The organism is Pseudomonas sp. WS 5411 (assembly GCF_012985595.1).
Classification (GTDB): Bacteria; Pseudomonadota; Gammaproteobacteria; order Pseudomonadales; family Pseudomonadaceae; genus Aquipseudomonas; species Aquipseudomonas shahriarae.
In genome coordinates this window covers 455,113-480,385 of record NZ_JAARMC010000001.1, presented here as the reverse complement: position 1 = coordinate 480,385, position 25,273 = coordinate 455,113, and the positions used below count along the sequence as shown (strand labels likewise).

Sequence of the window (25,273 nt, the reverse complement as noted above, 5' to 3'; positions counted from 1 at the left end):
CTCAATATCATTTAATAATAAATATCATTATCGAGTGAGCATGGGTCATGAGTTCTGTCCTGCACGAGGATCCCTACCTGGAAAGCTGGCGCTGGATGAGTCGTCAGATTCGCTGCGGGCTCAACCCTGACGAGCCGCGCCTGATCGAACACTACCTCAGCGAAGGCCGCTATCTGGCCTGTTGCACGGCCACGCACCCGTGGACCATCGCCGAAACCTCGTTCCGCCTGCTGCTCGACACTGCCACCGATATCGCCTTGCCCTGGCATTGGCGCTCCACATGCCTGGACCAGGCTTGGCGCCCGCTGCGCGACCTGGAAAACCTGTCTCACTGTGCCTGCCGCCTCAAGCGCTGGCAGACCTTTGCCTGGCAATTGGCGACTTGCGAACTGCAACCTTCGATTTCTCACTCCGACTTGGTGCAAGGATCTTCCGATGAGTAACACCCGTATCGAACGCGACAGCATGGGCGAACTACAGGTACCGGCCGACGCGTTGTATGGCGCGCAAACCCAGCGTGCGGTGGATAACTTCCCGATCAGCCGCCAGCGCATGCCGACCCAGTTCATCCGCGCCCTGATCCTGGCCAAGGCCGCCGCCGCCAAGGCCAACGTCGATCTCAAGCAGATCAGCGCAAGCCAGGGCAAAGCCATCGTCGACGCCGCCCAAGGCTTGCTGGAAGGCGACTTCATGCAGCACTTCCCAGTGGATATTTTCCAGACCGGCTCCGGCACCAGCTCCAACATGAACGCCAACGAAGTGATTGCGACCCTGGCCAGCCGCCTGCTGGGCGAGCCGGTCAACCCCAATGACCACGTCAATTGCGGGCAAAGCAGCAACGACATCATCCCGACCACCATTCACGTCAGCGCCGCGCTGGTGCTGCATGAACAGACGTTGCCGGCGTTGCTGCATCTGGTTGCGGTGATCGAGCGCAAGGCGGTGGAAGTTCATCCGTTCATCAAGACCGGGCGTACTCACCTGATGGACGCCATGCCGGTGCGCATGAGCCAGGTGCTTGAAGGATGGGCGCAGCAACTCAAGGCCAATATCGCGCACTTGCAGGGCTTGCTGCCAAGCCTGCAGGCCCTGGCTCAGGGCGGTACGGCCGTTGGCACCGGGATCAACGCGCATCCTGAGTTTGCTGCGCGTTTCAGTCAGCAGTTGAGCAGCCTGACCCAGGTGCAGTTCACTCCGGGCAAGAACCTGTTTGCTCTGATCGGCTCCCAGGACACCGCCGTTGCCGTCTCCGGCCAACTCAAAGCGATTGCCGTGTCGCTGATGAAAATCGCCAACGACCTGCGCTGGATGAACTCCGGCCCCCTTGCCGGTCTCGGTGAGATCGAACTCGAAGGCCTGCAGCCGGGCTCGTCGATCATGCCGGGCAAGGTCAACCCGGTGATTCCTGAGGCTACGGCCATGGTCGCGGCCCAGGTGATCGGCAATGACAGCGTAATCACCATCGCCGGTCAGTCCGGCAACTTCGAACTCAACGTGATGCTGCCGATCATCGCCCAGAACCTGCTCAGCAGCCTGGAACTGTTGGCCAACTCCAGCCGTCTGCTGGCAGACAAGGCCATCGCCAGCTTCAAGGTCAACGAACCCAAGCTCAAGGAAGCGCTGTCGCGTAACCCGATCCTGGTTACCGCACTCAACCCGATCATTGGTTACCAAAAGGCCGCTGAAATCGCCAAGAAAGCCTATCAACAAGGCCGGCCGGTGATTGATGTGGCGCTTGAGCACACCGACTTGCCCCGCAGCCAACTGGAAATCCTCCTGGATCCGGAAAAGCTCACGGCGGGTGGCGTGTAATCACCGACCCTGCTTTGGAGGCTCACCATGGAGCATTGGAAACGCACGATCGAACGGGCCAATCACTGCTTTATGCAGGGCGAACTGGTGGATGCCCGCGAGCATTACCTGCAAGCCCTGGCCCTGGCCCAAGTGTTGTTCGAGCGCTGGGGTGATGCCGACGAAGCCGTAGCCGCTTGCGTCATTTCCCATCACAACCTGGCGGACCTGCACCTGCGCCTGAACCAGCCGGAAGAAAGCGCGGAATACCTCTGCGCCATTCACCAGCGCTTGCTGCAGACCATGCAGGACACCCGGCTGCCTCAGCCTCTGCGCGAGGCGGCCTTGCGCCAGAGCAGCAAGACCTACGTCGAACTGTTGAATTTCATCAGCGATCACGGTGAATACCCCCGTACCCATCGCTTGCTAGGCAGCCATACGGCGTCGACGGATGCGCCGACCCGCAACAGCCCTTTTTATGGAGCACATTGATATGTCCTACACCCTGCCTGCCTTGCCTTACGCCTACGATGCCCTGGAGCCGCATATTGATGCGCAAACCATGGAAATCCACTACACCAAGCACCACCAGACCTACATCAATAACCTCAATGCGGCGGTCGAAGGTACTGAGTTTGCTGGCTGGCCCATCGAGAAACTGGTCTCCAGCGTCCAGCAACTGCCGGAAAAGCTGCGCGCAGCGGTGATTAACCAGGGGGGCGGGCATGCCAACCACTCATTGTTCTGGGCCGTCATGTCGCCCAAGGGCGGCGGCAAGCCCGAAGGTGCCCTGGGCCAGGCGATTGATGAGCAGTTGGGTGGCTTTGACGCCTTCAAGGAGGCCTTTACCAAAGCTGCGCTGACCCGCTTCGGCAGTGGCTGGGCCTGGTTGAGCGTGACCCCGCAAAAGACCCTGGTAGTCGAGAGCAGTGGCAACCAGGACAGCCCGTTGATGAATGGCAATACGCCGATCCTCGGTCTGGACGTGTGGGAACACGCCTACTACCTGCTTTATCAGAACCGCCGTCCTGAATACATCAACGCCTTCTACAGTGTTATCAACTGGCCGGAAGTCGCTGAGCGCTACCAGGCGGCCCTCGCTTAATGACCTTTCATAACAAGACTTAAGGCCGACTATGGGCACTGAAACACTGGCGATCAGCAGCGTACGAATGTTTCGTTATGCGTTTGGCTCGCTGCTGCTGTTGGCGGGAACGGCATTGCTGGTGGCCCACGGGCTGGCCTGGCTGAACCTGGAGCCGCGGATCCTGCGCGCACTGCAAGGTGGCGCAATCTGCGCCCTGGGTACGGCGTTGGGTGCGGTGCCGGTGCTGGTGATCCGGCGGATGCCGTTGGCGGTCAGCGATACGTTGCTGGGCTTCGGTGCTGGAGTGATGCTCGCGGCGACCGCGTTTTCGCTGGTCGTGCCAGGGATTGCCGCCGCCGAAAACCTGGGGCTCACTCCCTGGGCGTCCAGCGGCCTGGTCAGCTTCGGCATCATGCTCGGTGCCTTCGGCCTGTTTCTGGTGGACCGCAAGGTCTCCGGTGCCAGCCCGGAGATGCTGGTCGGTACGCCCGATAAACCGGTAATCCCGCCGCGTATCTGGCTGTTTGTGTTCGCGATCATTGCCCACAATATTCCCGAAGGCATGGCGGTAGGCGTTTCGGCGGGTGGCGGTATGCCCGATGCCGACAGCCTGGCCATGGGCATCGCCTTACAGGATGTGCCGGAAGGCCTAGTGATTGCGCTGGTGCTGGCTGGGGCGGGGATGTCGCGGGTCAAGGCATTCCTGATTGGGGCGGCATCCGGCCTGGTAGAGCCGGTGTTTGCCGTGCTCTGCGCCTGGCTGGTCAGTCTGGCCGAGATGCTGCTGCCTCTGGGTTTGGCCCTTGCGGCCGGGGCGATGTTATTGGTGGTGACTCACGAAGTAATCCCCGAGTCGCGACGCAATGGCCATGACAAACTTGCCAGCCTGGGGTTGTGCATCGGGTTTTGCCTGATGATGGCCATGGATACAGCGCTGGGCTGATGCCTAACGCAAAAAGCAATGTGGCAGCTGGCTAGTGTGGGAGCTGGCTTGCTTGCGATGCAGACACCTCGGCATAAAAAATGTGGGAGCGGGCTTGCCCGCGATAGCGGTGTATCAGTCAAGTATGTATCGACTGACTCCCAGCTATCGCGGGCAAGCCCACTCCCACATTGATTTGTGCTGCATTCAGGAAAGAAGGGCTATTCGCCTTCATCGAAGTAGTTGTTGATCAACTTCACCAGCGCATCCAGCGCTTCCTGTTCCTGCTCACCCTCGGTCTTCAGATGAATCGTCGTGCCCTTGCCTGCGGCGAGCATCATCATGGCCATGATGCTTTTGCCATCGACCATGGATTCTGGCGTACGCCCGGCACGCACCTGGCAAGGAAACTGGCCCGCAACTCCGACGAACTTGGCCGACGCGCGGGCATGCAAGCCCAGTTTGTTGATGATTTCAATTTCCAGAGCGGGCATCGCGAAGGTGTTCCTTTCAGCTGAGGTCGCGGTGGCGAACCTGGACATTCTTGAGGGTTTGCTGCAAGACCTGGCCCAGGCGCTCGGTCAGGTAGACGGAGCGGTGATGCCCGCCAGTGCAGCCGATAGCGATGGTGACATAGGCCCGGTTGCTGGCGGCAAAGCGCGGTAGCCACTTGAGCAGGTAGCTGGAGATATCCTGGAACATCTCCTCGACATCCGGTTGCGCCGCCAGGTAATCGGCAACCGGTTGGTCCAGCCCGGACTGATCGCGCAGCTCCGGCTTCCAGTAAGGATTGGGCAGACAACGCACGTCAAATACGAGGTCGGCGTCTACCGGCATGCCCCGCTTGAAGCCAAAGGACTCAACAAGGAACGCGGTGCCGGGTTCCGGCTGGTTCAGCAGGCGCAGCTTGATGGCGTCACGCAGTTGGTAAAGGTTCAGGCTGGTGGTGTTGATCTTGAGGTCGGCCAGGTCAATGATCGGCCCCAGCAGCTTGGTCTCGTCCTCGATGGCTTCGGCCAACGAGCGGTGCGGGCTGCTCAGCGGGTGGCGGCGACGGGTTTCCGAAAAGCGCTTGAGCAGCGTTTCTTCGTCGGCATCCAGGTACAGCACGTCGCAATGGATATGCTTGGCGCGTACCTCTTCGAGCAATTCCGGGAAGCGCGTGAGGTGGCTGGGCAGGTTGCGTGCGTCAATGGACACCGCCACCAGCGGTTGTGCCAGCTCGGTATGGATCAAGGCGCGTTCTGCCAGCTCGGGCAGCAGGCCGGCCGGCAAGTTGTCGATGCAATAGAAGCCGCTGTCCTCAAGTACGTTGAGGGCCGTACTTTTACCTGAGCCGGAACGCCCGCTGACGATGATCAAACGCATGATTACTGCCCGCTTTGCTCATCCAGGACAACCTGATACAGCGCTTCATTGGTGCTGGCGCTACGCAGTTTCTTACGTACTTCTTCACGATCGAGCATGCTGGCGATCTGCCGGAGCAGCTCCAGATGCGCATCGGTGGCCGCTTCCGGGACCAGCAGGACGAACAGCAGGTCAACCGGGGCGCCGTCGATGGCGTCGAAATCAGTGGGGGCGTCCAGGTGCAACAGGGCGCTCACCGGTGTTTCACAGCCTTTTAGGCGGCAATGAGGAATAGCGATGCCGTTGCCAAAACCGGTCGAACCGAGTTTTTCACGGGCAATCAGAGCCTCGTATACATCTTGCATCACCAGCTCAGGCACTTCGCGGCTGATCAGGTTGGCAATCTGTTCGAGGGCTTTCTTTTTACTGCCACCCGGCGCGTTCACGAGTGAACGGCCGGGGGTCAGGATGGTTTCAAGTCGAATCATGGGTGGGGAGTGTTAGCGGCCTGTGCCTTGAAGAAGGCTCTGCTGCTTTTCCTTATGCTTTTTGATTTGGCGATCCAGCTTGTCGGTCAGGTCGTCAATGGCGGCATACATGTCTGAATGCTCTGCATTGGCGACTACTTCCCCGCCGGGTATACGCAAGGTGGCTTCGATTTTCTGCTTCAGCTTTTCGACAGACATGATGACTTGCACATTGGTGATCTTGTCGAAATGCCCCTCAATTCGTTTGAGTTTCTCGCTGATGTAGGCGCGCAGCGGTTCGGTCACTTCCAGTTGGTGTCCACTGATGTTGACTTGCATACAGCTTCTCCTTCGTTGCCAGTGCATAAAGCGGCGGGTAGGAGTACCCGCCACTGGAACGCTATGGCCCGCCCGTCACATCAATCGCTTACGCTCGCTGGAAGGCGCGATCCCAAGGGACTCGCGGTACTTGGCGACGGTTCGACGGGCGACCTGAATGCCTTGTGCCTCCAGTAAACCAGCGATCTTGCTGTCACTCAACGGCTTTTTCTGATTTTCCGCCGCAACGAGTTTTTTGATGATCGCGCGGATCGCCGTGGACGAGCATTCACCGCCTTCGGAGGTGCTGACGTGGCTGGAGAAAAAGTATTTCAGCTCATATATACCCCGTGGGGTATGCATGAATTTTTGGGTGGTGACCCGGGAAATGGTCGATTCGTGCATGCCCACTGCTTCGGCAATGTCATGCAGCACCAACGGTTTCATCGCCTCGTCGCCATATTCCAGGAAGCCGCGCTGATGCTCGACGATCTGGGTGGCCACTTTCATCAGGGTCTCGTTGCGGCTTTGCAGGCTCTTGATGAACCAGCGAGCCTCCTGCAACTGATTGCGCATGAAGGTGTTGTCGGCGCTGGTGTCGGCCCGGCGTACGAAACCTGCGTATTGCGGGTTGACCCGCAGGCGCGGCACTGATTCCTGGTTCAGCTCCACCAGCCAGCGCTCGTTGTCCTTGCGCACGATCACGTCGGGGACGACATACTCGGCTTCGCTGGACTCGATCTGCGAGCCGGGACGCGGGTTGAGGCTCTGTACCAGTTCGATGATCTGGCGCAGGTCATCTTCCTTGAGCTTCATCCGACGCATCAGCTGGCTGTAGTCGCGGCTGCCCAGCAGGTCGATATAGTCGGTGACCAGGCGTTGGGCTTCGGCCAGCCACGGTGTCTTGGCGGGCAGTTGGCGCAGTTGCAGCAACAGGCACTCGCTGAGGTTGCGCGCGCCGATGCCGGCGGGCTCGAACTGCTGGATGCGGTGCAGGACCGCCTCGATTTCGTCCAGCTCGATGTCCAGTTCCGGGTCGAAAGCCTCGAGGATTTCTTCGAGGGTCTCGTCCAGGTAGCCCTGATTGTTGATGCAGTCGATCAGGGTCACCGCGATCAAGCGATCGGTGTCGGACATCGGGGCAAGGTTCAGTTGCCACAGCAAGTGGCTCTGCAGGCTTTCGCCGACGGAGGTGCGGGTGGTGAAGTCCCACTCGTCATCGTCGTTGCTGGGCAGGCTGCTGGCGCTGGTCTGGTAGACATCTTCCCAGGCCGTATCCACCGGCAGTTCATTGGGAATGCGTTCGTTCCATTCGCCTTCTTCCAGGTTATCCACCGTGGGTGCGGTTTCCTGGTAGGACGGTTCCTGGACGTCGGGATTGGGTTTTTGCTCTATGTTGTCGGCCAGTGGGTCGGCATTATCGAAGTCGTCGCCTTCTTCCTGGCGTTCGAGCATCGGGTTGGACTCCAGGGCCTCCTGGATTTCCTGTTGCAGGTCCAGGGTCGACAATTGGAGCAGGCGGATGGCCTGTTGCAGCTGCGGTGTCATCGTCAGCTGCTGGCCCATTCTCAGGACTAGCGATGGTTTCATGGCAGGGGCTTAACACCTTATTCGCCGGCGCAATGCGCCATCCACGACAGGGCGCGTGAGCGCCAAACATAAGCAAATTATATGCCTGATATCGGGGGCTTTGCCTAGAGCGCGGTAACAATAAAAACAATAAGGTTTTTATTGACTCCCGCGCCTGATGGCGAATGTCCTGACACCCCAGTGGTTACAGGCGGAACTCGTGCCCCAGATACACTTCCTTGACCAGTTCGTTGGCCAGGATGGTGGCGGAGTCGCCTTCGGCAATCAGTTGGCCGTCGTTGACGATATACGCGGTTTCGCAGATATCCAGGGTCTCACGCACGTTGTGGTCGGTGATCAGCACGCCGATCCCCTTGGCCTTGAGGTGATGGATAATCTGCTTGATGTCGCCTACCGAAATCGGGTCGACACCGGCGAAGGGTTCGTCCAGCAGGATGAACTTAGGTGCGGTGGCCAGGGCGCGGGCGATTTCCACGCGGCGCCGCTCGCCGCCGGACAGGCTCATGCCGAGGTTGTCGCGAATATGGTTGATGTGGAACTCCTGCAGCAGGCTTTCCAGCTCCTGGCGGCGTCCGTCGCGATCCAGTTCCTTGCGGGTTTCCAGGATCGCCATGATGTTGTCGGACACTGACAGTTTGCGGAAGATCGACGCCTCCTGGGGGAGATAGCCGATACCGGCCCGCGCACGGCCGTGCATGGGCTGGTGGCTGACGTCCAGGTCGTCGATCAATACACGGCCCTGGTCCGCCTGGACCAGGCCGACGATCATGTAGAAGCAGGTGGTCTTGCCGGCACCATTGGGGCCAAGCAGGCCGACGATCTGGCCGCTGTCGATCGACAGGCTGACGTCGCGCACGACCTGACGGCTTTTATAGGCCTTGGCCAGATGCTGGGCTTTCAGGGTTGCCATTACTGGGCCTTCTTCTTCGGCTGGATAACCATGTCGATGCGCGGACGTGGCGCAGTGACCTTGGTGCCATTGGCGCGGCCGGCAGTGGCGACTTGCTTGACGGTGTCATAGACGATTTTCTCGCCTTCGGTCGAGTTGCCGTCGCTGCTGATCACTTTGGCGCGGTCAGTCAGTACGATGCGGTTCTGCGGCGCGTGATACTGGATGGTCACGCCGTAGCCTTTGATCGGACCTGGATCGGCGGCGTTTTGCTTCTGTTCGAAGTAGGCAAGGTTGCCCACCGAAGTCACGACGTCGATGTCGCCGGCCGGAGTACGGGTCAGGGTCACGGTGTTACCGGTAATCTTCATCGAACCTTGGGTGATGATGACGTCGCCCTTGTAGGTCGCGACACCTTGCTTGTCATCCAGCTGCGCATCGTCAGCCTGAATGTGGATCGGTTGCTGGCTATCGTTCGGCAGAGCCCAGGCGCTCACGCTTCCCAGTGCTGCGCCCAGACCGAGCAAAATAGGGAGGGTTTTAACGAGCCTCATACTGTCCTCTTACGTTCGATAGCAGGTGTATCCTGCTTTCTTTCAAATACGCTTTCATTCCCTTGCCAGTCGATACACCGCCAGCGCCGTCGATTCTAACGTCTTGCTCGGTCTGCGCATATTGCTTCTGTGGGAATACGGTCATGCGACTGCTGGTAATGATGGTGTCGCGCTTCTGGGCGTCGGTGCGCGCAACGCGCACCGAGTCGATCAGTTCCACTTCGGTGCCGTCCGGGTTGACCTCGCCACGCTTGCTGGTGACGTGCCACGGGAACTCGGTGCCGCGATACAGGTTCAGGTCCGGATTGGTCAGCAATGTGACCTCGGAAGCCTTCAGGTGTTCGACCTTGTCCGACGTCATTTCGTATTGCACCTTGCCGTCAGGCAGGAACTGCACGCTGTAGGCGTTGGTGGCGTAATAGTCGATGGCGCCCTGGTCGACCTGCGCAACAGGCTGGTCGAGGAAGCGCTCCGGGCTGATATTCCAGTAGCCCACCGCGAGGAACAGCGCGGCGATGGCTCCGAATATCAGGAAGTTGCGAATCTTTTTACTCAGCATAGAGGGCTCTATAGGTAGGCGGCGTGGGCCGCTTCAAGGCTGCCCTGGGCACGCAGGATCAGTTCGCAGAACTCGCGGGCGGCGCCTTCGCCGCCGCGGGCCTGGGTAATGCCGTGGGCGTGTTCGCGAACAAACGACGCGGCATTGGCTACAGCCATGCCCAGGCCGACGCGGCGAATCACCGGCAAGTCAGGCAAATCATCGCCCAGATAGGCGACCTGCTCATAGCTTAGGTTGAGTTTGCCAAGAAGCTCGTCCAGAACCACGAGTTTATCCTCACGGCCCTGGTAGAGGTAAGGAATCCCCAGGTTTTGTGCGCGGCGCTCCACGACCGGGGTCTTGCGACCACTGATGATCGCGGTTTGTACGCCAGAGGCCATCAGCATCTTGATGCCCTGGCCGTCCAGGGTATTGAACGTCTTGAATTCGCTGCCGTCTTCGAGGAAGTACAGGCGACCGTCGGTCAGCACGCCATCCACGTCGAAAATCGCCAGTTTGATGGCCTTGCCCCGTTGCAACAGGTCGGTGTTCATTTACATCACTCCCGCGCGCAGCAAATCGTGCATGTTCAGGGCGCCAATCGGGTGATCGGCATCATCGACCACCACCAGGGCGCCGATTTTGTGGTCTTCCATGATCTTCAGGGCTTCAGCCGCGAGCATTTCGGCGCGGGCGGTCTTGCCGTGAGGGGTCATGACTTGATCAATGGTGGCGGTATGGATATCAATGGTGCGGTCCAGGGTGCGACGCAGGTCACCGTCGGTGAAGACCCCGGCCAGGCGCCCGTCGGCCTCAAGGATCACGGTCATGCCCAGGCCCTTGCGGGTCATTTCCATCAAGGCATCCTTGAGCAGGGTGCCACGTTGTACCTGTGGCAGCTCGTCACCCGCATGCATCACGTTTTCCACTTTCAGCAGCAGGCGACGGCCGAGGGCGCCACCGGGGTGGGAAAAGGCGAAGTCTTCGGCGGTAAAACCACGGGCTTCCAGCAGGGCCACGGCCAGCGCGTCGCCCATGACCAGGGCGGCGGTGGTGGAGGAGGTGGGCGCCAGGTTAAGCGGGCAGGCCTCATGGGCCACATGCACGTTCAGGTTCACTTCGGCGGCCTTGGCCAGCGTCGAGTCCGGGTTGCCGGTCATGCTGATCAGCTTGATGCCCAGGCGCTTGATCAGGGGCAGCAGGGTCACGATTTCGTTGGTGGTGCCGGAGTTGGACAGGGCGAGGATCACGTCATCGCGGGTGATCATGCCCATGTCACCATGGCTGGCTTCGGCCGGGTGCACGAAAAACGCCGTGGTGCCGGTACTGGCCAGGGTGGCGGCAATCTTGTTGCCGACATGGCCTGACTTGCCCATGCCGACCACGACAACCCGGCCTTTACTGGCCAGGATCATCTCGCAGGCGCGTACGAAATCTGCGTCGATATGGGCCAGCAAGCCTTCTACGGCTTCAAGCTCGAGGCGGATGGTGCGTTGTGCGGATTGAATAAGGTCGCTGGATTGGCTCATGTCTGAAATCGTATAGCCTGACGAAAAGTCGGCGATTATAGCGGTAATGATCAATTCCCTCACGCAAGTTCGTCAGGCGTTGTTCTACTTAAGAGTGAGATCGCTCTCAAATGCGCAATTACCTGTCCTCTTTCTGAACAAGCACAGCTCCGGCCTTGGGCGCTTTATGTCAGCAGTGATATAGTTCGCCGCCAGTTCGGTCCGCGCAGCGCACATGTGTCTAACTGTCGCAAGCAGTTGTCCCAAGCATGGTGTCTGAGTGAGAAGCTGCATCCCAAGGAGTTTAGATGAGTGCCGATAACGCCTACGCGGTCGAGCTGAAGGGTCTTTCCTTCAAGCGCGGTACGCGCAGCATCTTCAATAATGTCGATATTCGCATTCCCCGCGGCAAGGTGACGGGCATCATGGGCCCTTCCGGCTGCGGCAAGACGACCCTGCTGCGCCTGATGGGCATGCAACTGCGGCCTACCGCCGGGGAAGTCTGGGTCAATGGCCAGAACCTGCCGACCCTGTCGCGCAGCGATCTGTTCGATGCGCGCAAGCACATGGGTGTGCTGTTCCAGAGCGGTGCACTGTTCACCGACCTCGACGTTTTCGAAAACGTCGCGTTCCCGTTGCGGGTGCATACCCAACTGTCGGAAGAAATGATCCGTGACATTGTGTTGTTGAAGCTGCAGGCCGTAGGGCTTCGCGGTGCCATCGACCTGATGCCGGATGAGCTTTCTGGTGGTATGAAGCGGCGCGTGGCTCTGGCGCGGGCGATTGCCCTCGACCCGCAGATCCTCATGTATGACGAGCCGTTCGTCGGCCAGGACCCTATCGCCATGGGCGTATTGGTGCGCCTGATCCGCCTGCTCAATGACGCGCTGGGTATCACCAGCATCGTGGTTTCCCATGACTTGGCCGAAACCGCGAGCATTGCCGACTACCTCTATGTCGTCGGCGATGGCCAGGTATTGGGGCAGGGCACGCCTGAAGAACTGATGAACGCCGATAACCCGCGTATTCGCCAATTCATGACCGGCGACCCTGATGGCCCGGTGCCTTTTCATTTTCCGGCAGCGGATTACCGCGCAGATCTTCTGGGGAAGCGCTGATGCGCAAGATATCTTTAATCGAGAAGGTGCGCCTTTTCGGTCGTTCCGGCATCGACATTGTCGAAGTGCTCGGGCGTTCGACGATTTTCCTGTTTCACGCCTTGCTTGGCCGCGGTGGTATCGGCGGTGGTTTTGGCTTGCTGCTCAAGCAACTGCACTCGGTGGGCGTGATGTCACTGGTGATCATCGTGGTTTCCGGGGTGTTCATCGGCATGGTGCTGGCGTTGCAGGGCTTCAATATCCTGTCCAGCTACGGTTCCGAGCAGGCGGTGGGGCAGATGGTTGCACTGACGCTGCTGCGTGAGCTGGGGCCGGTGGTCACCGCCTTGCTGTTTGCCGGTCGCGCCGGCTCTGCGTTGACCGCCGAGATCGGCAACATGAAGGCCACCGAGCAACTGTCCAGCCTGGAAATGATCGGTGTGGACCCGCTCAAGTACATTGTTGCCCCGCGCCTGTGGGCCGGCTTCATCTCCCTGCCACTGCTGGCAATGATTTTCAGCGTGGTCGGGATCTGGGGCGGTTCGTGGGTGGCGGTGGACTGGCTGGGGGTCTACGACGGCTCCTACTGGGCCAACATGCAAAACAGCGTGACCTTCAGCGGTGACGTGCTCAATGGCATTATCAAGAGCATCGTCTTCGCCTTCGTCGTGACTTGGATCGCCGTATTCCAGGGCTATGACTGTGAACCCACTTCAGAAGGGATCAGTCGAGCCACTACCAAGACCGTTGTGTACGCCTCGCTGGCGGTACTGGGCCTTGACTTCATTTTGACCGCCTTGATGTTTGGAGATTTCTGATGCAAAACCGCACTGTGGAAATCGGTGTAGGCCTTTTCTTGTTGGCTGGCATCCTGGCTTTGCTGTTGCTCGCCCTGCGAGTCAGCGGCTTGTCGGCCAGCTCGGGCGCCGATACCTATAAACTTTACGCCTACTTCGACAATATCGCCGGTTTGACGGTCAGATCCAAAGTGACCATGGCCGGTGTGACCATCGGCAAGGTCACAGCAATCGATCTGGACCGCGACAGCTTCACCGGCCGCGTGACCCTGCAACTGGACAAGAAGGTAGATAACCTGCCGACTGACTCCACAGCGTCCATCCTCACGGCCGGTCTGCTGGGCGAGAAGTACATCGGTATCAGCGTGGGCGGGGAAGAAGCCTTGCTCAAGGATGGTTCGACCATTCATGACACACAGTCGTCGTTGGTATTAGAGGACCTGATCGGTAAATTCCTGCTTAATACGGTTAGTAAAGACGCCAAATGAGGAGTTTGTTCATGATCTCAACCTTGCGACGTGGCCTGTTGGTGCTGTTGGCAGCCTTGCCATTGATGGCTAACGCCGTGGCGGCACCTTCGGCGCACGACATTATTGATAGAACCACCAAAGAGCTGCTGGCTGACCTTGCCGCGAACAAGGAGCAGTACAAGCAGAGCCCGAGCGCGTTCTACGATGCCCTCAACGGTATCGTGGGCCCGGTGGTCGACGCTGACGGCATCTCGCGCAGCATCATGACCGTCAAGTATTCGCGTAAAGCTACGCCTGCGCAGATGCAGCGCTTCCAGGAAAACTTCAAGCGCAGCCTGATGCAGTTCTACGGCAACGCCCTGCTGGAATACAACAACCAGGGTATCGTCGTTTCCCCGGCCAAGGATGAGTCTGGCAACCGCACCAGCGTGGATATGCAGGTCAAGGGCAACAATGGCTCGATCTATCCGGTTTCCTACACCCTTGAGAAAATCAACGGTGAGTGGAAAGTGCGCAACGTGATCATCAACGGCATCAACATCGGCAAGCTGTTCCGTGATCAGTTCGCCGATGCCATGCAGCGCAATGGCAACAACCTGGACAAGACCATTGATGGCTGGGCCGGCGAAGTGGCCAAGGCCAAGGAAGTGACCGAAGAAGCTGCAGAGAAGCAGGCCCCATGACTGAGTCGGCTGTTCGTCAAGGCCAGGCCGGCGAGCTGCTCCTCAGTGGCGTGCTCGACTACAGCACCGGGCCGGCCCTGCGTAAGCAGGGCCAGGCACTGATCAATGCCAGCACTGCGCCGGCATTGGTCCTCGATTGCTCGGCGGTGGTGAAGTCCAGCAGTGTTGGCTTGTCATTGCTCTTGTGTTTCCTACGTGACGCCGCGGCGGTCAACAAACCTATCAGTATTCGCGCATTACCCGAGGATATGCGTGAAATTGCCCAGGTTTGTGGTCTGGCCGAGCTGTTGGCGCATCCTTAATACACATTATTGAAGAAGCCCCCCGTCAGAGTCCTGCTATGCGGGGTTCGCAGGCGCGGGGCTTTTTTGTATGATGTGCGACCCGCGCGCACTTGGCGCCGATAGAGGTTGAGCATGCAGGCCCTAGAAGTTAAAAGCTTCCTTGAAGGAAAGCTGCCGAATACTGAGGTTGCAGTTGAAGGCGAAGGCTGCAATTTCCAGCTGAACGTGATTAGCGATGAACTGGCGGCATTGAGCCCGGTCAAGCGTCAGCAGCAGATCTATGCCCATTTGAACCCGTGGATCACCGATGGCAGCATCCATGCGGTCACTATGAAATTTTTCAGCCGCGCGGCCTGGGCCGAGCGCACCTGAGCCCCCAAGGCGTCGAGATTCTTATGGATAAATTGATTATTACCGGCGGTGCCCGTCTTGATGGCGAAATCCGTATCTCCGGGGCTAAAAACTCGGCCTTGCCGATCCTGGCCGCCACCTTGCTGTGCGATGGCCCGGTTACCGTAGCCAACCTGCCGCACCTGCACGACATCACCACCATGATCGAGCTGTTCGGTCGCATGGGCATTGAGCCGGTGATCGACGAGAAGCTGTCGGTCGAAATCGACCCGCGCACCATCAAGACCCTGATCGCACCGTACGAACTGGTGAAAACCATGCGTGCCTCGATCCTGGTACTGGGTCCGATGGTTGCCCGTTTCGGCGAAGCCGAAGTGGCACTGCCTGGCGGTTGCGCCATTGGTTCGCGTCCGGTGGACCTGCACATCCGTGGTCTTGAAGCCATGGGTGCGACCATCGACGTCGAAGGTGGCTACATCAAGGCCAAGGCGCCGGAAGGCGGCCTGCGTGGTGCAAACTTCTTCTTTGATACCGTCAGCGTGACCGGTACCGAGAACATCATGATGGCCGCTGCCCTGGCCAATGGCCGCAGCGTCCTGCAAAACGCCGCGCGCGAGCCGGAAGTGGTCGACCTGGCCAACTTCCTGATCGCCATGGGTGCCAACATCACTGGCGCCGGCACCGACACCATCACCATCGACGGTGTGAAACGCCTGCACTCGGCCACCTACAAAGTGATGCCGGACCGTATCGAGACCGGTACCTACCTGGTTGCGGCTGCCGTGACCGGTGGTCGCGTCAAGGTCAAGGACACCGATCCGACCATCCTTGAAGCGGTCCTGGAAAAGCTGCGCGAAGCCGGTGCCGAAATCACCACCGGCGAAGACTGGATCGAGCTGGACATGCACGGCAAGCGGCCAAAAGCCGTCAACGTGCGTACCGCTCCGTACCCGGCGTTCCCGACCGACATGCAGGCGCAGTTCATTTCCCTGAACGCGATTGCCGAAGGCACTGGTGCGGTCATCGAGACCATCTTCGAAAACCGCTTCATGCACGTGTACGAACTGCACCGCATGGGCGCCAAGATCCAGGTCGAAGGCAACACTGCCATCGTCACCGGTATCGAGCAGCTCAAGGGCGCGCCAGTGATGGCCACCGACCTGCGGGCTTCGGCCAGCCTGGTGATTTCGGCGTTGTGCGCTGACGGTGACACCCTGATCGATCGCATCTACCACATAGATCGTGGCTACGAGTGCATCGAAGAAAAACTGCAGATGCTTGGCGCGAAAATCCGCCGCGTACCGGGCTAACCCCCACTGCTCGGGCGCAGGGAAGCGCCCGCCCGAGGTGTGCACAGGCACGCCTCGGCTGAATTTGTTTCAAATCGAGGCTGTAATGGCCTCGATCTGTGTCTGGCGCCATTTGCGACCGGACAGCAATAGCCTGATGAAGGATTGACGTTTCCCATGTTGACCATCGCACTGTCCAAGGGCCGCATCCTTGACGATACTTTGCCGCTTCTGGCTGAAGCGGGCATCGTGCCGACCGAGAATCCGGACAAGAGCCGCAAGCTGATCATCCCCACGACCCAGGACGACGTTCGCCTGTTGATCGTGCGTGCTACCGACGTGCCGACCTACGTTGAACATGGCGCCGCCGACCTCGGTGTCGCCGGTAAAGACGTGCTGATGGAATACGGCGGCCAGGGCCTGTACGAGCCGCTGGACCTGCGTATCGCCCTGTGCAAGCTGATGACCGCCGGCCGTGTCGGTGACGTCGAGCCAAAAGGCCGCCTGCGGGTGGCCACCAAGTTCGTCAACGTCGCCAAGCGTTATTACGCCGAGCAAGGCCGTCAGGTCGATATCATCAAGCTCTATGGCTCGATGGAGCTGGCGCCGCTGATCGGCCTGGCCGACAAGATCATCGACGTGGTCGACACCGGCAACACCCTGCGCGCCAATGGCCTGGAACCCCAGGACTTTATCGCTGACATCAGCTCTCGCCTGATCGTCAACAAAGCTTCGATGAAAATGCAACACGCCCGGATCCAGGCGTTGATCGACACCCTGCGCAAGGCAGTGGAGTCTCGACACCGCGGTTGACTCACCTGCGCGGCCCTAGGTCGCGCCCGTCTATCCGCCTCATAGCCAGAATTCTCAGGTGCCCAAGCGGAAACGACTGCTAGTTTAGGGCGCCTGAGTTTTTGCCAATTCTATTGAGGCCCTCGCTATGACCACGTCCACTGCAATTGCCCGACTCAACGCTGCCGACCCGGATTTCGCCCATCATCTGGATCATCTGCTGAGCTGGGAAAGTGTGTCCGACGACTCGGTCAACCAGCGGGTGCTCGACATCATCAAGGCCGTGCGCGAGCGCGGCGATGCGGCGCTGGTGGACTTTACCCGCCAGTTCGACGGCCTGGACGTCAAGTCCATGGCCGACCTGATCCTGCCCCGCGAACGCCTGGAACTGGCCCTGACGCGCATCACCGCGCCGCAGCGCGAAGCCCTGGAAGTCGCAGCGGCGCGGGTGCGCAGCTACCACGAAAAACAGAAACAGGACTCCTGGAGCTACACCGAAGCCGATGGCACGGTGCTGGGCCAGAAAGTCACACCGCTGGACCGCGCCGGCCTGTACGTGCCGGGCGGCAAGGCTTCATACCCGTCGTCGGTGCTGATGAATGCCATTCCCGCCAAAGTGGCGGGTGTGACCGAGGTGGTCATGGTGGTCCCGACCCCGCGCGGTGAAATCAACGAACTGGTGCTGGCCGCTGCCTGCATCGCCGGCGTTGACCGAGTGTTCACCATCGGGGGGGCCCAGGCCGTCGCCGCGTTGGCCTATGGCACCGAAAGCGTGCCGAAAGTCGACAAGGTGGTCGGCCCCGGCAACATCTACGTTGCCACTGCCAAGCGCCATGTGTTTGGCCAGGTCGGTATCGACATGATCGCTGGCCCCTCGGAAATCCTCGTGGTGTGCGACGGCCAGACCGATCCGGACTGGATTGCCATGGACCTGTTCTCCCAGGCCGAGCACGACGAAGACGCCCAGGCGATCCTGGTCAGCCCCGACGCCGAGTTCCTCGACAAGGTGGCGGCGAGCATCAATAAGCTGCTGCCGACCATGGAGCGTGCCGAGATTATCGAGAAGTCGATCAATGGCCGGGGTGCGTTGATCCTGGTGCGTGACATGGAGCAGGCCATCGAAGTGGCCAACCGCATCGCCCCCGAGCATTTGGAGCTGTCGGTGGCCGACCCACAGGCCTGGCTGCCGTCGATTCGTCACGCCGGTGCGATCTTCATGGGCCGCCACACCAGCGAAGCCCTGGGCGACTACTGCGCGGGCCCCAACCACGTGTTGCCGACCTCCGGTACAGCGCGATTCTCGTCGCCGCTGGGGGTGTATGACTTCCAGAAGCGCTCGTCGATCATCTTTTGCTCGCCACAAGGTGCTTCCGAGCTGGGCAAGACCGCCTCGGTGCTGGCCCGTGGTGAATCGTTGAGCGCGCACGCCCGCAGCGCCGAATACCGCATCGTCAAGGGAGAGTAAGACATGAGCAAATTCTGGAGCCCTTTCGTCAAGGACCTCGTGCCTTACGTGCCCGGCGAGCAGCCGAAGCTGACCAAGCTGGTCAAGCTCAACACCAATGAAAACCCCTACGGCCCGTCGCCCAAGGCGCTGGCAGCGATGCAGGCCGAGTTGAACGACAACCTGCGTTTGTACCCCGACCCCAACAGCGACCTGCTCAAGCAGGCCGTGGCCAAGTACTACGGGGTGGATGGGAGCAAGGTATTCCTCGGTAACGGTTCCGACGAAGTCCTGGCGCATATCTTCCACGGTCTGTTCCAGCACGACCTGCCACTGCTGTTCCCGGATATCAGCTACAGCTTCTACCCGGTGTACTGCGGGCTGTATGGCATCACCTCGGCCCCGGTGCCGCTGGATGAGCAGTTCCAGATCCGCGTGGCGGACTACGCCAAGCCTAATGGCGGGATCATCTTCCCCAACCCGAACGCGCCGACCGGCTGCGTGATGGCGCTGGACGCGGTGGAGCAGCTCCTCAAGGCCAGCCCGGATTCGGTGGTGGTGGTCGATGAAGCCTATATCGACTTCGGCGGCGAAACCGCCATCAGCCTGGTGGACCGCTACCCCAACCTGCTGGTGACCCAGACCCTCTCCAAGTCGCGCTCACTGGCCGGTTTGCGGGTAGGCCTGGCGGTGGGCCACCCGGACCTGATCGAGGCGCTGGAGCGGGTCAAGAACAGCTTCAACTCCTATCCACTGGATCGCCTGGCGATTGTCGGCGCGGCGGCGGCCTTCGAAGACCGTGAATACTTCGAGAAGACCTGCCAACTGGTGATCGATAGCCGCGAGACGCTTGTGGCGCAGTTGCGAGAGAAGGGCTTTGAGGTGTTGCCGTCAGCGGCCAACTTCATCTTTGCCCGCCACCCACGGCACGACGCGGCCGGCCTGGCGGCCAAGTTGCGGGAGCAAGGGGTGATCGTGCGGCACTTCAAGCAGGAGCGGATTGCCCAGTTCCTGCGGATCAGCATCGGGACGCCTGAGCAGAACCAGGCGTTGATTGATGGTTTGGGTGATCTTTAAGGCTTGAATCTATATGGGCTGGACGGGCCTCATCGCGAGCAAGCCCGGCTCCCGCATGGAAATGCATTCCAATGTGGGAGCCGGGCTTGCCCGCGATGAGGCCATCAGCTACACCGACACTCCGTAGCCTTTAGAGCAACGGCTCGTCCGGCTTCTTGTGCTTCCAGCCATCATTGCCCGGCAGCAGCAGGTTCAAACCAATCGCTACCACGGCGCACAGGGCGATGCCCTTCAGGCCGAAATCATCGGGACCGGTACCGGTGCCGATCAGCACACCGCCAATCCCGAACACCAGGGTCACCGACACAATCACCAGATTGCGCGCCTCACCCAGGTCGATCTTGTGACGGATCAGGGTGTTCATCCCCACCGCGGCAATCGAGCCGAACAACAGGCATAGAATCCCGCCCATCACCGGCACCGGAATGCTCTGCAGCAGCGCGCCGAACTTACCGACAAAGGCCAGGGTGATGGCAAATACCGCCGCCCAGGTCATGATTTTCGGGTTGTAGTTCTTGGTCAGCATCACCGCGCCGGTCACTTCGGCGTAAGTGGTGTTGGGCGGGCCGCCGAACAGGCCAGCCGTGGTGGTGGCGATACCGTCGCCCAACAGCGTGCGATGCAGGCCGGGCTTTTTCAGGTAGTCACGACCGGTCACGCTACCCACGGCAATCACGCCGCCGATGTGTTCAATGGCCGGCGCCAGGGCCACCGGGACGATGAACAGAATCGCCTGCCAGTTGAATTCCGGCGCGGTGAAGTGGGGCAGGGCAAACCACGGTGCGGCGGCGATCTTCGCGGTGTCGACCACGCCGAAGTAGAACGACATGCCAAAACCCACCAGCACCCCGGCAATGATCGGCACCAGGCGGAAAATGCCCTTGCCGAACACGGCCACGATCAGCGTGGTCAGCAGCGCGGGCATCGAGATCAGCATTGCCGTCTGGTAAGGGATCAACTCGGCACCGTCACCCGACTTGCCCATTGCCATGTTCGCGGCAATCGGCGCCATGGCCAGGCCGATGGAGATGATCACCGGCCCGATCACCACGGGCGGCAGCAGCCGGTCGATAAAACCGGTGCCCTTGATCTTCACGGCGAGGCCGAGGAAGGTGTAGACGAAACCCGCCGCCATCACCCCGCCCATGGTCGCCGCGAGGCCGAACTGGCCCTTGGCGAGAATGATCGGGGTGATAAACGCAAAGCTCGATGCCAGGAACACCGGCACTTGGCGCCCGGTGACAATCTGGAACAACAACGTGCCAAGGCCTGCGGTAAACAGTGCAACGTTTGGATCAAGACCTGTGATCAGCGGCATCAACACCAGCGCGCCAAATGCTACGAAGAGCATTTGTGCGCCAGACAGGATCTGGCGCCAAAGCGGGTCGTTGAATTCATCCTGCATGTTCACGCGTCCTTCTGCTTGGTGCCGAAGATCTTGTCGCCAGCATCGCCCAGGCCCGGAATGATGTAGCCGTGCTCGTTCAGGCGCTCATCAATGGACGCGGTGTAAATCACTACATCCGGGTGAGCTTTTTCTACGGCGGCGATACCTTCGGGTGCCGCTACCAGCACCATGGCGCGGATATCCTTGCAACCGGCTTTCTTCAGCAGGTCGATGGTAGCGACCATGGAGCTACCGGTGGCCAGCATCGGGTCGATGATCATCGCCAGGCGCTCGTCAATCTCGGGGACGAGTTTTTCCAGGTAGGTGTGGGCCTGCAGGGTTTCTTCGTTGCGGGCTACGCCCACAGCGCTGACCTTGGCGCCCGGGATCAGGCTCAGCACGCCTTCAAGCATGCCGATACCGGCGCGCAGGATCGGCACCACGGTAATTTTCTTGCCAGCGATTTTCTCGACCTGGACGGGACCGCACCAACCGGGGATCTCGTAGTTTTCCAGGGGTAAATCTTTGGTGGCTTCGTAGGTGAGCAACGCTCCGACTTCCTGAGCAAGCTCACGGAAGTTCTTCGTGCTAATGTCGGCGCGGCGCATAAGGCCGAGCTTGTGTCGGATCAGCGGGTGGCGGATCTCACGGATGGGCATGGGGAAAGGCTCCGGCGGCGGGCAAAAAAACCGGCCTAGATTAATCTATCCGAGGGTGTTGTCCTATAGACAACCAGTACGTTAGTCCATAAAGGCTTGAACGTTGCGTCCCAGAGGCGTACCTTCGCCCGCTTTTCTTGCCACAGTACCCCTGGAGAGCGCCATGTCCGCTGATCTCGAGCATATCCGTCAAATCATGCGCGAGGCTGACTGCCTGTACACCGAAGCACAAGTCGAAGAGGCTATCGCCAAGGTCGGCGCGCACATCACCCGTGAAATGGCTGAAACCAACCCGGTGGTGTTCTGTGTGATGAACGGCGGTCTTATTTTCGCCGGCAAATTGCTGACGCATCTGCAATTCCCGCTGGAAGCGTCCTACCTGCACGCCACGCGCTATCGTAATGAAACCAGTGGCGGCGACCTGTTCTGGAAAGCCAAGCCGGAAGTGTCGTTCATCGACCGCGACGTCTTGATCATCGACGACATCCTCGACGAAGGTCACACCCTGGGCGCGATTGTCGACTTCTGCAAACACGCCGGCGCGCGCAACGTGCACACCGCCGTGCTGATCGACAAAGACCACGACCGCAAGGCCCGCCCGGACCTGAAGGCCAATTACGTCGGCCTGCCGTGCATCGACCGCTACATCTTCGGTTACGGCATGGATTACAAAGGCTACTGGCGCAATGCCAATGGCATCTTTGCTGTGAAGGGGATGTAAGTCGTGGCGCGTTTTCTTGATCAGTCGCTGTTTGCCGAATTGGCCGAGAAAGCCGCCGCCAACCCCCGTGGCCGGCAGAACGTCAACTTCCACCAGATGGAAGAGCCGTGCCATCGCATGGCTGTCGGTTTGCAGCCACACACCTATGTGCAGCCCCATCGTCATCTCACCGCTGACAAGGCCGAGACCCTGCTGGTACTCAAGGGGCGCCTGGGTATTTTGATTTTCAGCGAGTCTGGCGCGGTTCTGGAGCGGCGCATCTTGCAGGCCGGTGGCGATTGCCAGGGCGTTGATCTGTCGCCAGGGGTTTTCCACGGTCTGGTGGTGCTTGAGCCAGACACGGTGATGTTCGAGTGCAAGGCAGGCCCTTATCGCCCGGTGGGCGAGGGCGAACTGGCGACCTGGGCACCCCGGGAAGGCGAAGCCGGCATGGCTGAGTATCATCGCTGGATGCTGGCCCAGTTCGATTGAACCTGGCAGCGGAAAAAAGGTGGGTGGGGTTTGTGTGGGAGCGGGCTTGCCCGCGATGGCGGAGTGGCAGGTTAGATATATTCGACTGACCCACCGCCATCGCGGGCAAGCCCGCTCCCACATTAGAGCTTCGTGGCTTCCGAACCTTGTGTCCCGCAGGTAGACTTCTACCCCCGTGTACATGTCTGCAGGCTGGAGTCGGCAATGCGTAAAGATAAGAAACAAGTGATTGGTGACGAGATCGGCGACGATCAGATCAAGCTGTTCCTGGATTTTGAACCGGTCGACGCCACTTCACCGTCCCTGCACAAGCTGATCAAAGCCTATCGCGGCCTGCGCATCGACGATTTCGAGCGGTTCCTGGGCTTTTTCAAGGAAGCCGGGCTGGACCTCGACGGTAAGGACGAGCATGGCCAGACCTTCGTCGATCTGATCAAGGACCAGCGCAACGCTGACGAGTACATCGAGCTGATCAAAATCGCTCGCGGCTGAATAGCCAGGACATAAAAAAACGCCCCGTTCTCAGCACGAGAGCGGGGCGATCGTTCCCACGCTCTGCGTGGGAATGCATCCGGTGACGCTACGCGTCACGACCTCAAGCGTAGCTTTCGGCCTCGCTTCCTTGCTCAACCAACTCCAGGCTGATGTTGTTCTGCACGCTGATCTTGCGATACAGCTCGGCATCGGTTTCCAGGACTTTTTCCCGGGCCGGGAAGATTTCCTGCAACTTGGCCGCCCATTCACCGGCCGCCTGGGCCGGGAAGCAGCGTTCGATCAGTTCCAGCATGATCGAAACAGTCACCGAAGCCCCTGGGGACGCACCTAGCAGCGCCGCCAGCGAACCGTCTTTGGCCGCGACCAACTCGGTACCGAATTGCAGCACGCCGCCTTTCTTCGGATCCTTCTTGATGATCTGCACCCGTTGACCAGCCACTTCCAGGCGCCAGTCCTCGGCTTTGGCTTCGGGATAGAAGCGGCGCAGGGACTCCAGGCGCTGCTCCATGGACTGCATCACTTCGCTGACCAGGTACTTGGTCAGGTCCATGTTGTCCCGGGCCACGGCCAGCATCGGGCCGATATTGCCGAGGCGAATCGACATGGGCAGGTCAAGGAACGAGCCGAACTTGAGGAACTTGGTGGTGAAGCCAGCGTATGGCCCGAACAGCAGGGATTTCTTGCCATCCACCACGCGGGTGTCCAGGTGCGGCACCGACATCGGCGGCGAACCCACGGCGGCCTGGCTGTAGACCTTGGCCTGGTGCAGCTTGACCACTTCCGGGTTGTCGCAACGCAGCCATTGGCCGCTGACCGGGAAGCCGCCGAAACCTTTGCTTTCTTCAATACCCGAGGCTTGCAGCAGCGGCAGGGCCGCGCCGCCGGCGCCGAGGAACACGAACTTGGCGTCGACATTGCGCGTGTTGCCGCTGTTGACGTCCTTGATGCTCACGGTCCAGCCGGCGCCATTGCGCTTGAGGCCGGTAACGCGCTTGCTGTACTTGACGTGGGCATCTGCCGAGCTGCTCAGGTGCGCGAGCAATTGGTTGGTCAGGGCGCCGAAGTTGACGTCGGTACCGTTCATCACGCGGGTCGCGGCGATTTTCTCGTCGGCCGGGCGGCCCGGCATCATCAGCGGCATCCACTCGGCCATTTCTGCACGGTCTTCGGTGTAGTGCATATCCGAGAACGCGTGGTGCTGGCTGAGGGTTTCAAAGCGTTTCTTGAGGAACGACACGCCTTTTTCGCCCTGCACGAAGCTCAGGTGCGGCACGGGGCTGATAAAGGACTTGGACGAGCCAAAGGTGCCTTTTTTGGTCAGATACGCCCAGAACTGCTTCGACACTTCAAACTGGGTGTTGATGTGCACGGCTTTCTTGATGTCGATGGAGCCGTCACCCGCCTGCGGGGTGTAGTTCAGCTCGCACAGCCCGGCGTGACCGGTACCGGCATTGTTCCACGGGTTGGAACTCTCCGCGGCACCCGAATCCATCAGCTCAACGACTTCCAGCTTGAGGCCGGGGTCGAGCTCCTTGAGCAGTACGGCGAGGGTGGCACTCATGATGCCCGCACCTACCAGTACTACGTCGACTGCTTCGTTATGCGCCATTTAACGCGTCTCCAAAATCTGCAGCACCAAATTGACGGCATGGCTGCCAGGAGTGACGGGGCGGTTCACGTAATGCCCCAGGTTACCCATGGCCAGGATCGCCATGTCCGATTCTTCGCAATTTTTTTGCAACTTCAGCGGACGCTGCCGACCAGGCCTTATCTGCATATGAACGCATTTAAGGGCCCCTGTGGCAATTCGACTTATGGTCAAGTACGTCCGATCGTGCAACCAAATCCGTAGCGGACAGGCTTCAAGCTCCGGTTTTTGAGGAGTACTCGGTCCTGTGTGGTTGGGCAGTGCCAGACGTTGATGGTGCTTGTACAAACGCAAAACTATTCATTTGCTCGCCACACTCTTGTGAAGTTGTGAAAACCCGTTTTTTTCACGCTCTTTTGAAGACGTGAACCTCAAAAAAGGGCTGCCCCAGCCTGGCACCTGGCCCGAAATCATTGCCGACAAGCGGCATAACGGGCAAACAACTCAAGTGGCCGAGCGCAATGGCAGCTCTGGCAGATTCGGTAAAGGCGCAGGTTTGCAGACAAAACAGCCAGCTCGCCAGCTTCACTCGATCTGTGTGGGCGGCTCTCTGTGGGCGGTGCGGGGGAGCTAATACCGGAGCATTAGCGATGCTGC

Annotated in this window: 31 protein-coding genes; 18 read left to right on the top strand and 13 right to left on the bottom strand. The window is 59.9% G+C overall.

The annotated features are described in order from the left end of the window. Positions 1-47: 47 nt before the first annotated feature. From HBR93_RS02175 to HBR93_RS02155, 5 genes are read left to right on the top strand one after another with little or no spacing between them, the layout of a single operon-like run. Positions 48-443, top strand: coding sequence for a hypothetical protein (locus tag HBR93_RS02175; RefSeq protein WP_057438105.1), 396 nt, complete (start codon positions 48-50; stop codon positions 441-443). Continuing rightward, positions 436-1,812, top strand: a complete 1,377-nt coding sequence (locus HBR93_RS02170) for a class II fumarate hydratase (RefSeq protein WP_120734140.1) — start codon at positions 436-438, stop codon at positions 1,810-1,812. Before HBR93_RS02175 ends, HBR93_RS02170 begins: the two co-directional genes overlap by 8 nt. Before the next feature lie 27 nt (positions 1,813-1,839). Continuing rightward, positions 1,840-2,283: a hypothetical protein gene (locus HBR93_RS02165; protein WP_057958459.1), complete on the top strand. Its 444-nt coding sequence runs from the start codon at positions 1,840-1,842 to the stop codon at positions 2,281-2,283. Between the two features lies 1 nt (position 2,284). Beyond that, positions 2,285-2,896: a superoxide dismutase gene (locus HBR93_RS02160; protein ID WP_057958460.1), complete on the top strand. Its 612-nt coding sequence runs from the start codon at positions 2,285-2,287 to the stop codon at positions 2,894-2,896. A gap of 31 nt (positions 2,897-2,927) precedes the next feature. Beyond that, positions 2,928-3,821 (top strand): ZIP family metal transporter, encoded by an 894-nt coding sequence (locus HBR93_RS02155; protein ID WP_115128989.1) that lies wholly within the window; start codon positions 2,928-2,930, stop codon positions 3,819-3,821. A gap of 200 nt (positions 3,822-4,021) precedes the next feature. On the opposite strand, the gene HBR93_RS02150 is transcribed toward HBR93_RS02155, so the two are convergent. The 10 genes from HBR93_RS02150 to HBR93_RS02105 form a co-directional block, all read right to left on the bottom strand. Beyond that, positions 4,022-4,294 (bottom strand): HPr family phosphocarrier protein, encoded by a 273-nt coding sequence (locus tag HBR93_RS02150; RefSeq protein WP_057438107.1) that lies wholly within the window; start codon positions 4,292-4,294, stop codon positions 4,022-4,024. A 16-nt stretch (positions 4,295-4,310) separates the two neighbouring features. Continuing rightward, a complete protein-coding gene (rapZ, locus tag HBR93_RS02145) occupies positions 4,311-5,168 on the bottom strand; it encodes an RNase adapter RapZ (protein WP_057438109.1) in 858 nt (285 codons plus the stop codon). Between the two features lie 2 nt (positions 5,169-5,170). Next, positions 5,171-5,635 (bottom strand): PTS IIA-like nitrogen regulatory protein PtsN, encoded by a 465-nt coding sequence (ptsN, locus tag HBR93_RS02140; RefSeq protein ID WP_029291796.1) that lies wholly within the window; start codon positions 5,633-5,635, stop codon positions 5,171-5,173. A 12-nt stretch (positions 5,636-5,647) separates the two neighbouring features. Next, complete coding sequence (gene raiA / locus HBR93_RS02135) at positions 5,648-5,953, bottom strand: ribosome-associated translation inhibitor RaiA (RefSeq protein ID WP_032860085.1); 306 nt, start codon at positions 5,951-5,953, stop codon at positions 5,648-5,650. A gap of 75 nt (positions 5,954-6,028) precedes the next feature. Beyond that, positions 6,029-7,522 carry an RNA polymerase factor sigma-54 gene (locus HBR93_RS02130; protein ID WP_057445159.1) on the bottom strand — a complete coding sequence of 498 codons (1,494 nt, stop codon included), beginning with the start codon at positions 7,520-7,522 and terminating at the stop codon, positions 6,029-6,031. Between the two features lie 184 nt (positions 7,523-7,706). Continuing rightward, complete coding sequence (lptB, locus tag HBR93_RS02125) at positions 7,707-8,432, bottom strand: LPS export ABC transporter ATP-binding protein (RefSeq protein ID WP_029291791.1); 726 nt, start codon at positions 8,430-8,432, stop codon at positions 7,707-7,709. Next, the gene (gene lptA / locus HBR93_RS02120; protein ID WP_057438111.1) at positions 8,432-8,965 is read right to left on the bottom strand and encodes a lipopolysaccharide transport periplasmic protein LptA; all 534 of its coding nucleotides are present in this window, start codon (positions 8,963-8,965) and stop codon (positions 8,432-8,434) included. The genes lptB and lptA overlap by 1 nt, the downstream gene beginning before the upstream one ends. Further along, positions 8,952-9,524: an LPS export ABC transporter periplasmic protein LptC gene (gene lptC / locus HBR93_RS02115; RefSeq protein ID WP_057438113.1), complete on the bottom strand. Its 573-nt coding sequence runs from the start codon at positions 9,522-9,524 to the stop codon at positions 8,952-8,954. Before lptC ends, lptA begins: the two co-directional genes overlap by 14 nt. A gap of 8 nt (positions 9,525-9,532) precedes the next feature. Next, positions 9,533-10,057, bottom strand: a complete 525-nt coding sequence (locus HBR93_RS02110) for an HAD family hydrolase (protein WP_029291786.1) — start codon at positions 10,055-10,057, stop codon at positions 9,533-9,535. Further along, a complete protein-coding gene (locus tag HBR93_RS02105; protein ID WP_115128986.1) occupies positions 10,058-11,032 on the bottom strand; it encodes a KpsF/GutQ family sugar-phosphate isomerase in 975 nt (324 codons plus the stop codon). Between the two features lie 287 nt (positions 11,033-11,319). Between HBR93_RS02105 and HBR93_RS02100 the strand changes: the two genes are divergently transcribed. From HBR93_RS02100 to hisC, 10 genes are all read left to right on the top strand, one after another. Beyond that, positions 11,320-12,129, top strand: a complete 810-nt coding sequence (locus HBR93_RS02100; RefSeq protein ID WP_038443322.1) for an ATP-binding cassette domain-containing protein — start codon at positions 11,320-11,322, stop codon at positions 12,127-12,129. Then, positions 12,129-12,926, top strand: a complete 798-nt coding sequence (gene mlaE / locus HBR93_RS02095; RefSeq protein WP_169959758.1) for a lipid asymmetry maintenance ABC transporter permease subunit MlaE — start codon at positions 12,129-12,131, stop codon at positions 12,924-12,926. Before HBR93_RS02100 ends, mlaE begins: the two co-directional genes overlap by 1 nt. After that, a complete protein-coding gene (mlaD, locus tag HBR93_RS02090; protein WP_057438115.1) occupies positions 12,926-13,393 on the top strand; it encodes an outer membrane lipid asymmetry maintenance protein MlaD in 468 nt (155 codons plus the stop codon). Before mlaE ends, mlaD begins: the two co-directional genes overlap by 1 nt. 11 nt (positions 13,394-13,404) lie before the next feature. Beyond that, the gene (locus HBR93_RS02085) at positions 13,405-14,058 is read left to right on the top strand and encodes an ABC transporter substrate-binding protein (RefSeq protein WP_057438117.1); all 654 of its coding nucleotides are present in this window, start codon (positions 13,405-13,407) and stop codon (positions 14,056-14,058) included. Beyond that, a complete protein-coding gene (locus HBR93_RS02080; protein WP_169959757.1) occupies positions 14,055-14,360 on the top strand; it encodes an STAS domain-containing protein in 306 nt (101 codons plus the stop codon). The genes HBR93_RS02085 and HBR93_RS02080 overlap by 4 nt, the downstream gene beginning before the upstream one ends. Positions 14,361-14,474: 114 nt before the next feature. Continuing rightward, positions 14,475-14,714: a BolA family protein gene (locus tag HBR93_RS02075; RefSeq protein ID WP_010567702.1), complete on the top strand. Its 240-nt coding sequence runs from the start codon at positions 14,475-14,477 to the stop codon at positions 14,712-14,714. A 23-nt stretch (positions 14,715-14,737) separates the two neighbouring features. After that, a complete protein-coding gene (gene murA / locus HBR93_RS02070) occupies positions 14,738-16,003 on the top strand; it encodes a UDP-N-acetylglucosamine 1-carboxyvinyltransferase (protein WP_057438121.1) in 1,266 nt (421 codons plus the stop codon). Between the two features lie 156 nt (positions 16,004-16,159). Continuing rightward, complete coding sequence (gene hisG, locus HBR93_RS02065; protein ID WP_003188599.1) at positions 16,160-16,795, top strand: ATP phosphoribosyltransferase; 636 nt, start codon at positions 16,160-16,162, stop codon at positions 16,793-16,795. Between the two features lie 127 nt (positions 16,796-16,922). Next, positions 16,923-18,239, top strand: a complete 1,317-nt coding sequence (gene hisD / locus HBR93_RS02060; RefSeq protein WP_003188601.1) for a histidinol dehydrogenase — start codon at positions 16,923-16,925, stop codon at positions 18,237-18,239. Positions 18,240-18,242: 3 nt separating this feature from the next. After that, positions 18,243-19,295, top strand: a complete 1,053-nt coding sequence (gene hisC / locus HBR93_RS02055) for a histidinol-phosphate transaminase (RefSeq protein ID WP_057438123.1) — start codon at positions 18,243-18,245, stop codon at positions 19,293-19,295. A 130-nt stretch (positions 19,296-19,425) separates the two neighbouring features. Here hisC and HBR93_RS02050 read toward each other — a convergent pair whose 3' ends face one another. Both HBR93_RS02050 and upp read right to left on the bottom strand, forming a co-directional pair. Continuing rightward, the gene (locus HBR93_RS02050) at positions 19,426-20,700 is read right to left on the bottom strand and encodes a uracil-xanthine permease family protein (RefSeq protein ID WP_057958466.1); all 1,275 of its coding nucleotides are present in this window, start codon (positions 20,698-20,700) and stop codon (positions 19,426-19,428) included. A gap of 2 nt (positions 20,701-20,702) precedes the next feature. Beyond that, positions 20,703-21,341, bottom strand: coding sequence for a uracil phosphoribosyltransferase (gene upp, locus HBR93_RS02045; protein ID WP_029291751.1), 639 nt, complete (start codon positions 21,339-21,341; stop codon positions 20,703-20,705). Between the two features lie 163 nt (positions 21,342-21,504). Between upp and HBR93_RS02040 the strand changes: the two genes are divergently transcribed. From HBR93_RS02040 to HBR93_RS02030, 3 genes are all read left to right on the top strand, one after another. Further along, complete coding sequence (locus tag HBR93_RS02040) at positions 21,505-22,062, top strand: hypoxanthine-guanine phosphoribosyltransferase (RefSeq protein WP_057438125.1); 558 nt, start codon at positions 21,505-21,507, stop codon at positions 22,060-22,062. Between the two features lie 3 nt (positions 22,063-22,065). Next, a complete protein-coding gene (locus tag HBR93_RS02035; protein ID WP_057438127.1) occupies positions 22,066-22,533 on the top strand; it encodes a WbuC family cupin fold metalloprotein in 468 nt (155 codons plus the stop codon). A gap of 204 nt (positions 22,534-22,737) precedes the next feature. Next, entirely contained in the window at positions 22,738-23,025 is a 288-nt protein-coding gene (locus HBR93_RS02030) for a PA4642 family protein (RefSeq protein ID WP_038443313.1), read from the top strand. Between the two features lie 103 nt (positions 23,026-23,128). On the opposite strand, the gene mqo is transcribed toward HBR93_RS02030, so the two are convergent. Continuing rightward, the gene (gene mqo / locus HBR93_RS02025; protein WP_057958467.1) at positions 23,129-24,637 is read right to left on the bottom strand and encodes a malate dehydrogenase (quinone); all 1,509 of its coding nucleotides are present in this window, start codon (positions 24,635-24,637) and stop codon (positions 23,129-23,131) included. Positions 24,638-25,273 lie beyond the last annotated feature (636 nt).

Coding starts and splice junctions, on each gene's coding strand:
- HBR93_RS02030 (WP_038443313.1), top strand. CDS start 22,738: ATGCGTAAAGATAAGAAACAAGTGATTGGTGACGAGATCGGCGACGAT.
- raiA (WP_032860085.1), bottom strand. CDS start 5,953: ATGCAAGTCAACATCAGTGGACACCAACTGGAAGTGACCGAACCGCTG.
- mlaD (WP_057438115.1), top strand. CDS start 12,926: ATGCAAAACCGCACTGTGGAAATCGGTGTAGGCCTTTTCTTGTTGGCT.
- HBR93_RS02100 (WP_038443322.1), top strand. CDS start 11,320: ATGAGTGCCGATAACGCCTACGCGGTCGAGCTGAAGGGTCTTTCCTTC.
- hisG (WP_003188599.1), top strand. CDS start 16,160: ATGTTGACCATCGCACTGTCCAAGGGCCGCATCCTTGACGATACTTTG.
- HBR93_RS02080 (WP_169959757.1), top strand. CDS start 14,055: ATGACTGAGTCGGCTGTTCGTCAAGGCCAGGCCGGCGAGCTGCTCCTC.
- hisD (WP_003188601.1), top strand. CDS start 16,923: ATGACCACGTCCACTGCAATTGCCCGACTCAACGCTGCCGACCCGGAT.
- lptB (WP_029291791.1), bottom strand. CDS start 8,432: ATGGCAACCCTGAAAGCCCAGCATCTGGCCAAGGCCTATAAAAGCCGT.
- mlaE (WP_169959758.1), top strand. CDS start 12,129: ATGCGCAAGATATCTTTAATCGAGAAGGTGCGCCTTTTCGGTCGTTCC.
- HBR93_RS02165 (WP_057958459.1), top strand. CDS start 1,840: ATGGAGCATTGGAAACGCACGATCGAACGGGCCAATCACTGCTTTATG.
- HBR93_RS02105 (WP_115128986.1), bottom strand. CDS start 11,032: ATGAGCCAATCCAGCGACCTTATTCAATCCGCACAACGCACCATCCGC.
- HBR93_RS02075 (WP_010567702.1), top strand. CDS start 14,475: ATGCAGGCCCTAGAAGTTAAAAGCTTCCTTGAAGGAAAGCTGCCGAAT.
- lptC (WP_057438113.1), bottom strand. CDS start 9,524: ATGCTGAGTAAAAAGATTCGCAACTTCCTGATATTCGGAGCCATCGCC.
- HBR93_RS02110 (WP_029291786.1), bottom strand. CDS start 10,057: ATGAACACCGACCTGTTGCAACGGGGCAAGGCCATCAAACTGGCGATT.
- HBR93_RS02130 (WP_057445159.1), bottom strand. CDS start 7,522: ATGAAACCATCGCTAGTCCTGAGAATGGGCCAGCAGCTGACGATGACA.
- HBR93_RS02155 (WP_115128989.1), top strand. CDS start 2,928: ATGGGCACTGAAACACTGGCGATCAGCAGCGTACGAATGTTTCGTTAT.
- murA (WP_057438121.1), top strand. CDS start 14,738: ATGGATAAATTGATTATTACCGGCGGTGCCCGTCTTGATGGCGAAATC.
- HBR93_RS02050 (WP_057958466.1), bottom strand. CDS start 20,700: ATGCAGGATGAATTCAACGACCCGCTTTGGCGCCAGATCCTGTCTGGC.
- HBR93_RS02150 (WP_057438107.1), bottom strand. CDS start 4,294: ATGCCCGCTCTGGAAATTGAAATCATCAACAAACTGGGCTTGCATGCC.
- rapZ (WP_057438109.1), bottom strand. CDS start 5,168: ATGCGTTTGATCATCGTCAGCGGGCGTTCCGGCTCAGGTAAAAGTACG.
- lptA (WP_057438111.1), bottom strand. CDS start 8,965: ATGAGGCTCGTTAAAACCCTCCCTATTTTGCTCGGTCTGGGCGCAGCA.
- HBR93_RS02085 (WP_057438117.1), top strand. CDS start 13,405: ATGATCTCAACCTTGCGACGTGGCCTGTTGGTGCTGTTGGCAGCCTTG.
- mqo (WP_057958467.1), bottom strand. CDS start 24,637: ATGGCGCATAACGAAGCAGTCGACGTAGTACTGGTAGGTGCGGGCATC.
- HBR93_RS02040 (WP_057438125.1), top strand. CDS start 21,505: ATGTCCGCTGATCTCGAGCATATCCGTCAAATCATGCGCGAGGCTGAC.
- upp (WP_029291751.1), bottom strand. CDS start 21,341: ATGCCCATCCGTGAGATCCGCCACCCGCTGATCCGACACAAGCTCGGC.
- HBR93_RS02170 (WP_120734140.1), top strand. CDS start 436: ATGAGTAACACCCGTATCGAACGCGACAGCATGGGCGAACTACAGGTA.
- ptsN (WP_029291796.1), bottom strand. CDS start 5,635: ATGATTCGACTTGAAACCATCCTGACCCCCGGCCGTTCACTCGTGAAC.
- HBR93_RS02160 (WP_057958460.1), top strand. CDS start 2,285: ATGTCCTACACCCTGCCTGCCTTGCCTTACGCCTACGATGCCCTGGAG.
- hisC (WP_057438123.1), top strand. CDS start 18,243: ATGAGCAAATTCTGGAGCCCTTTCGTCAAGGACCTCGTGCCTTACGTG.
- HBR93_RS02175 (WP_057438105.1), top strand. CDS start 48: ATGAGTTCTGTCCTGCACGAGGATCCCTACCTGGAAAGCTGGCGCTGG.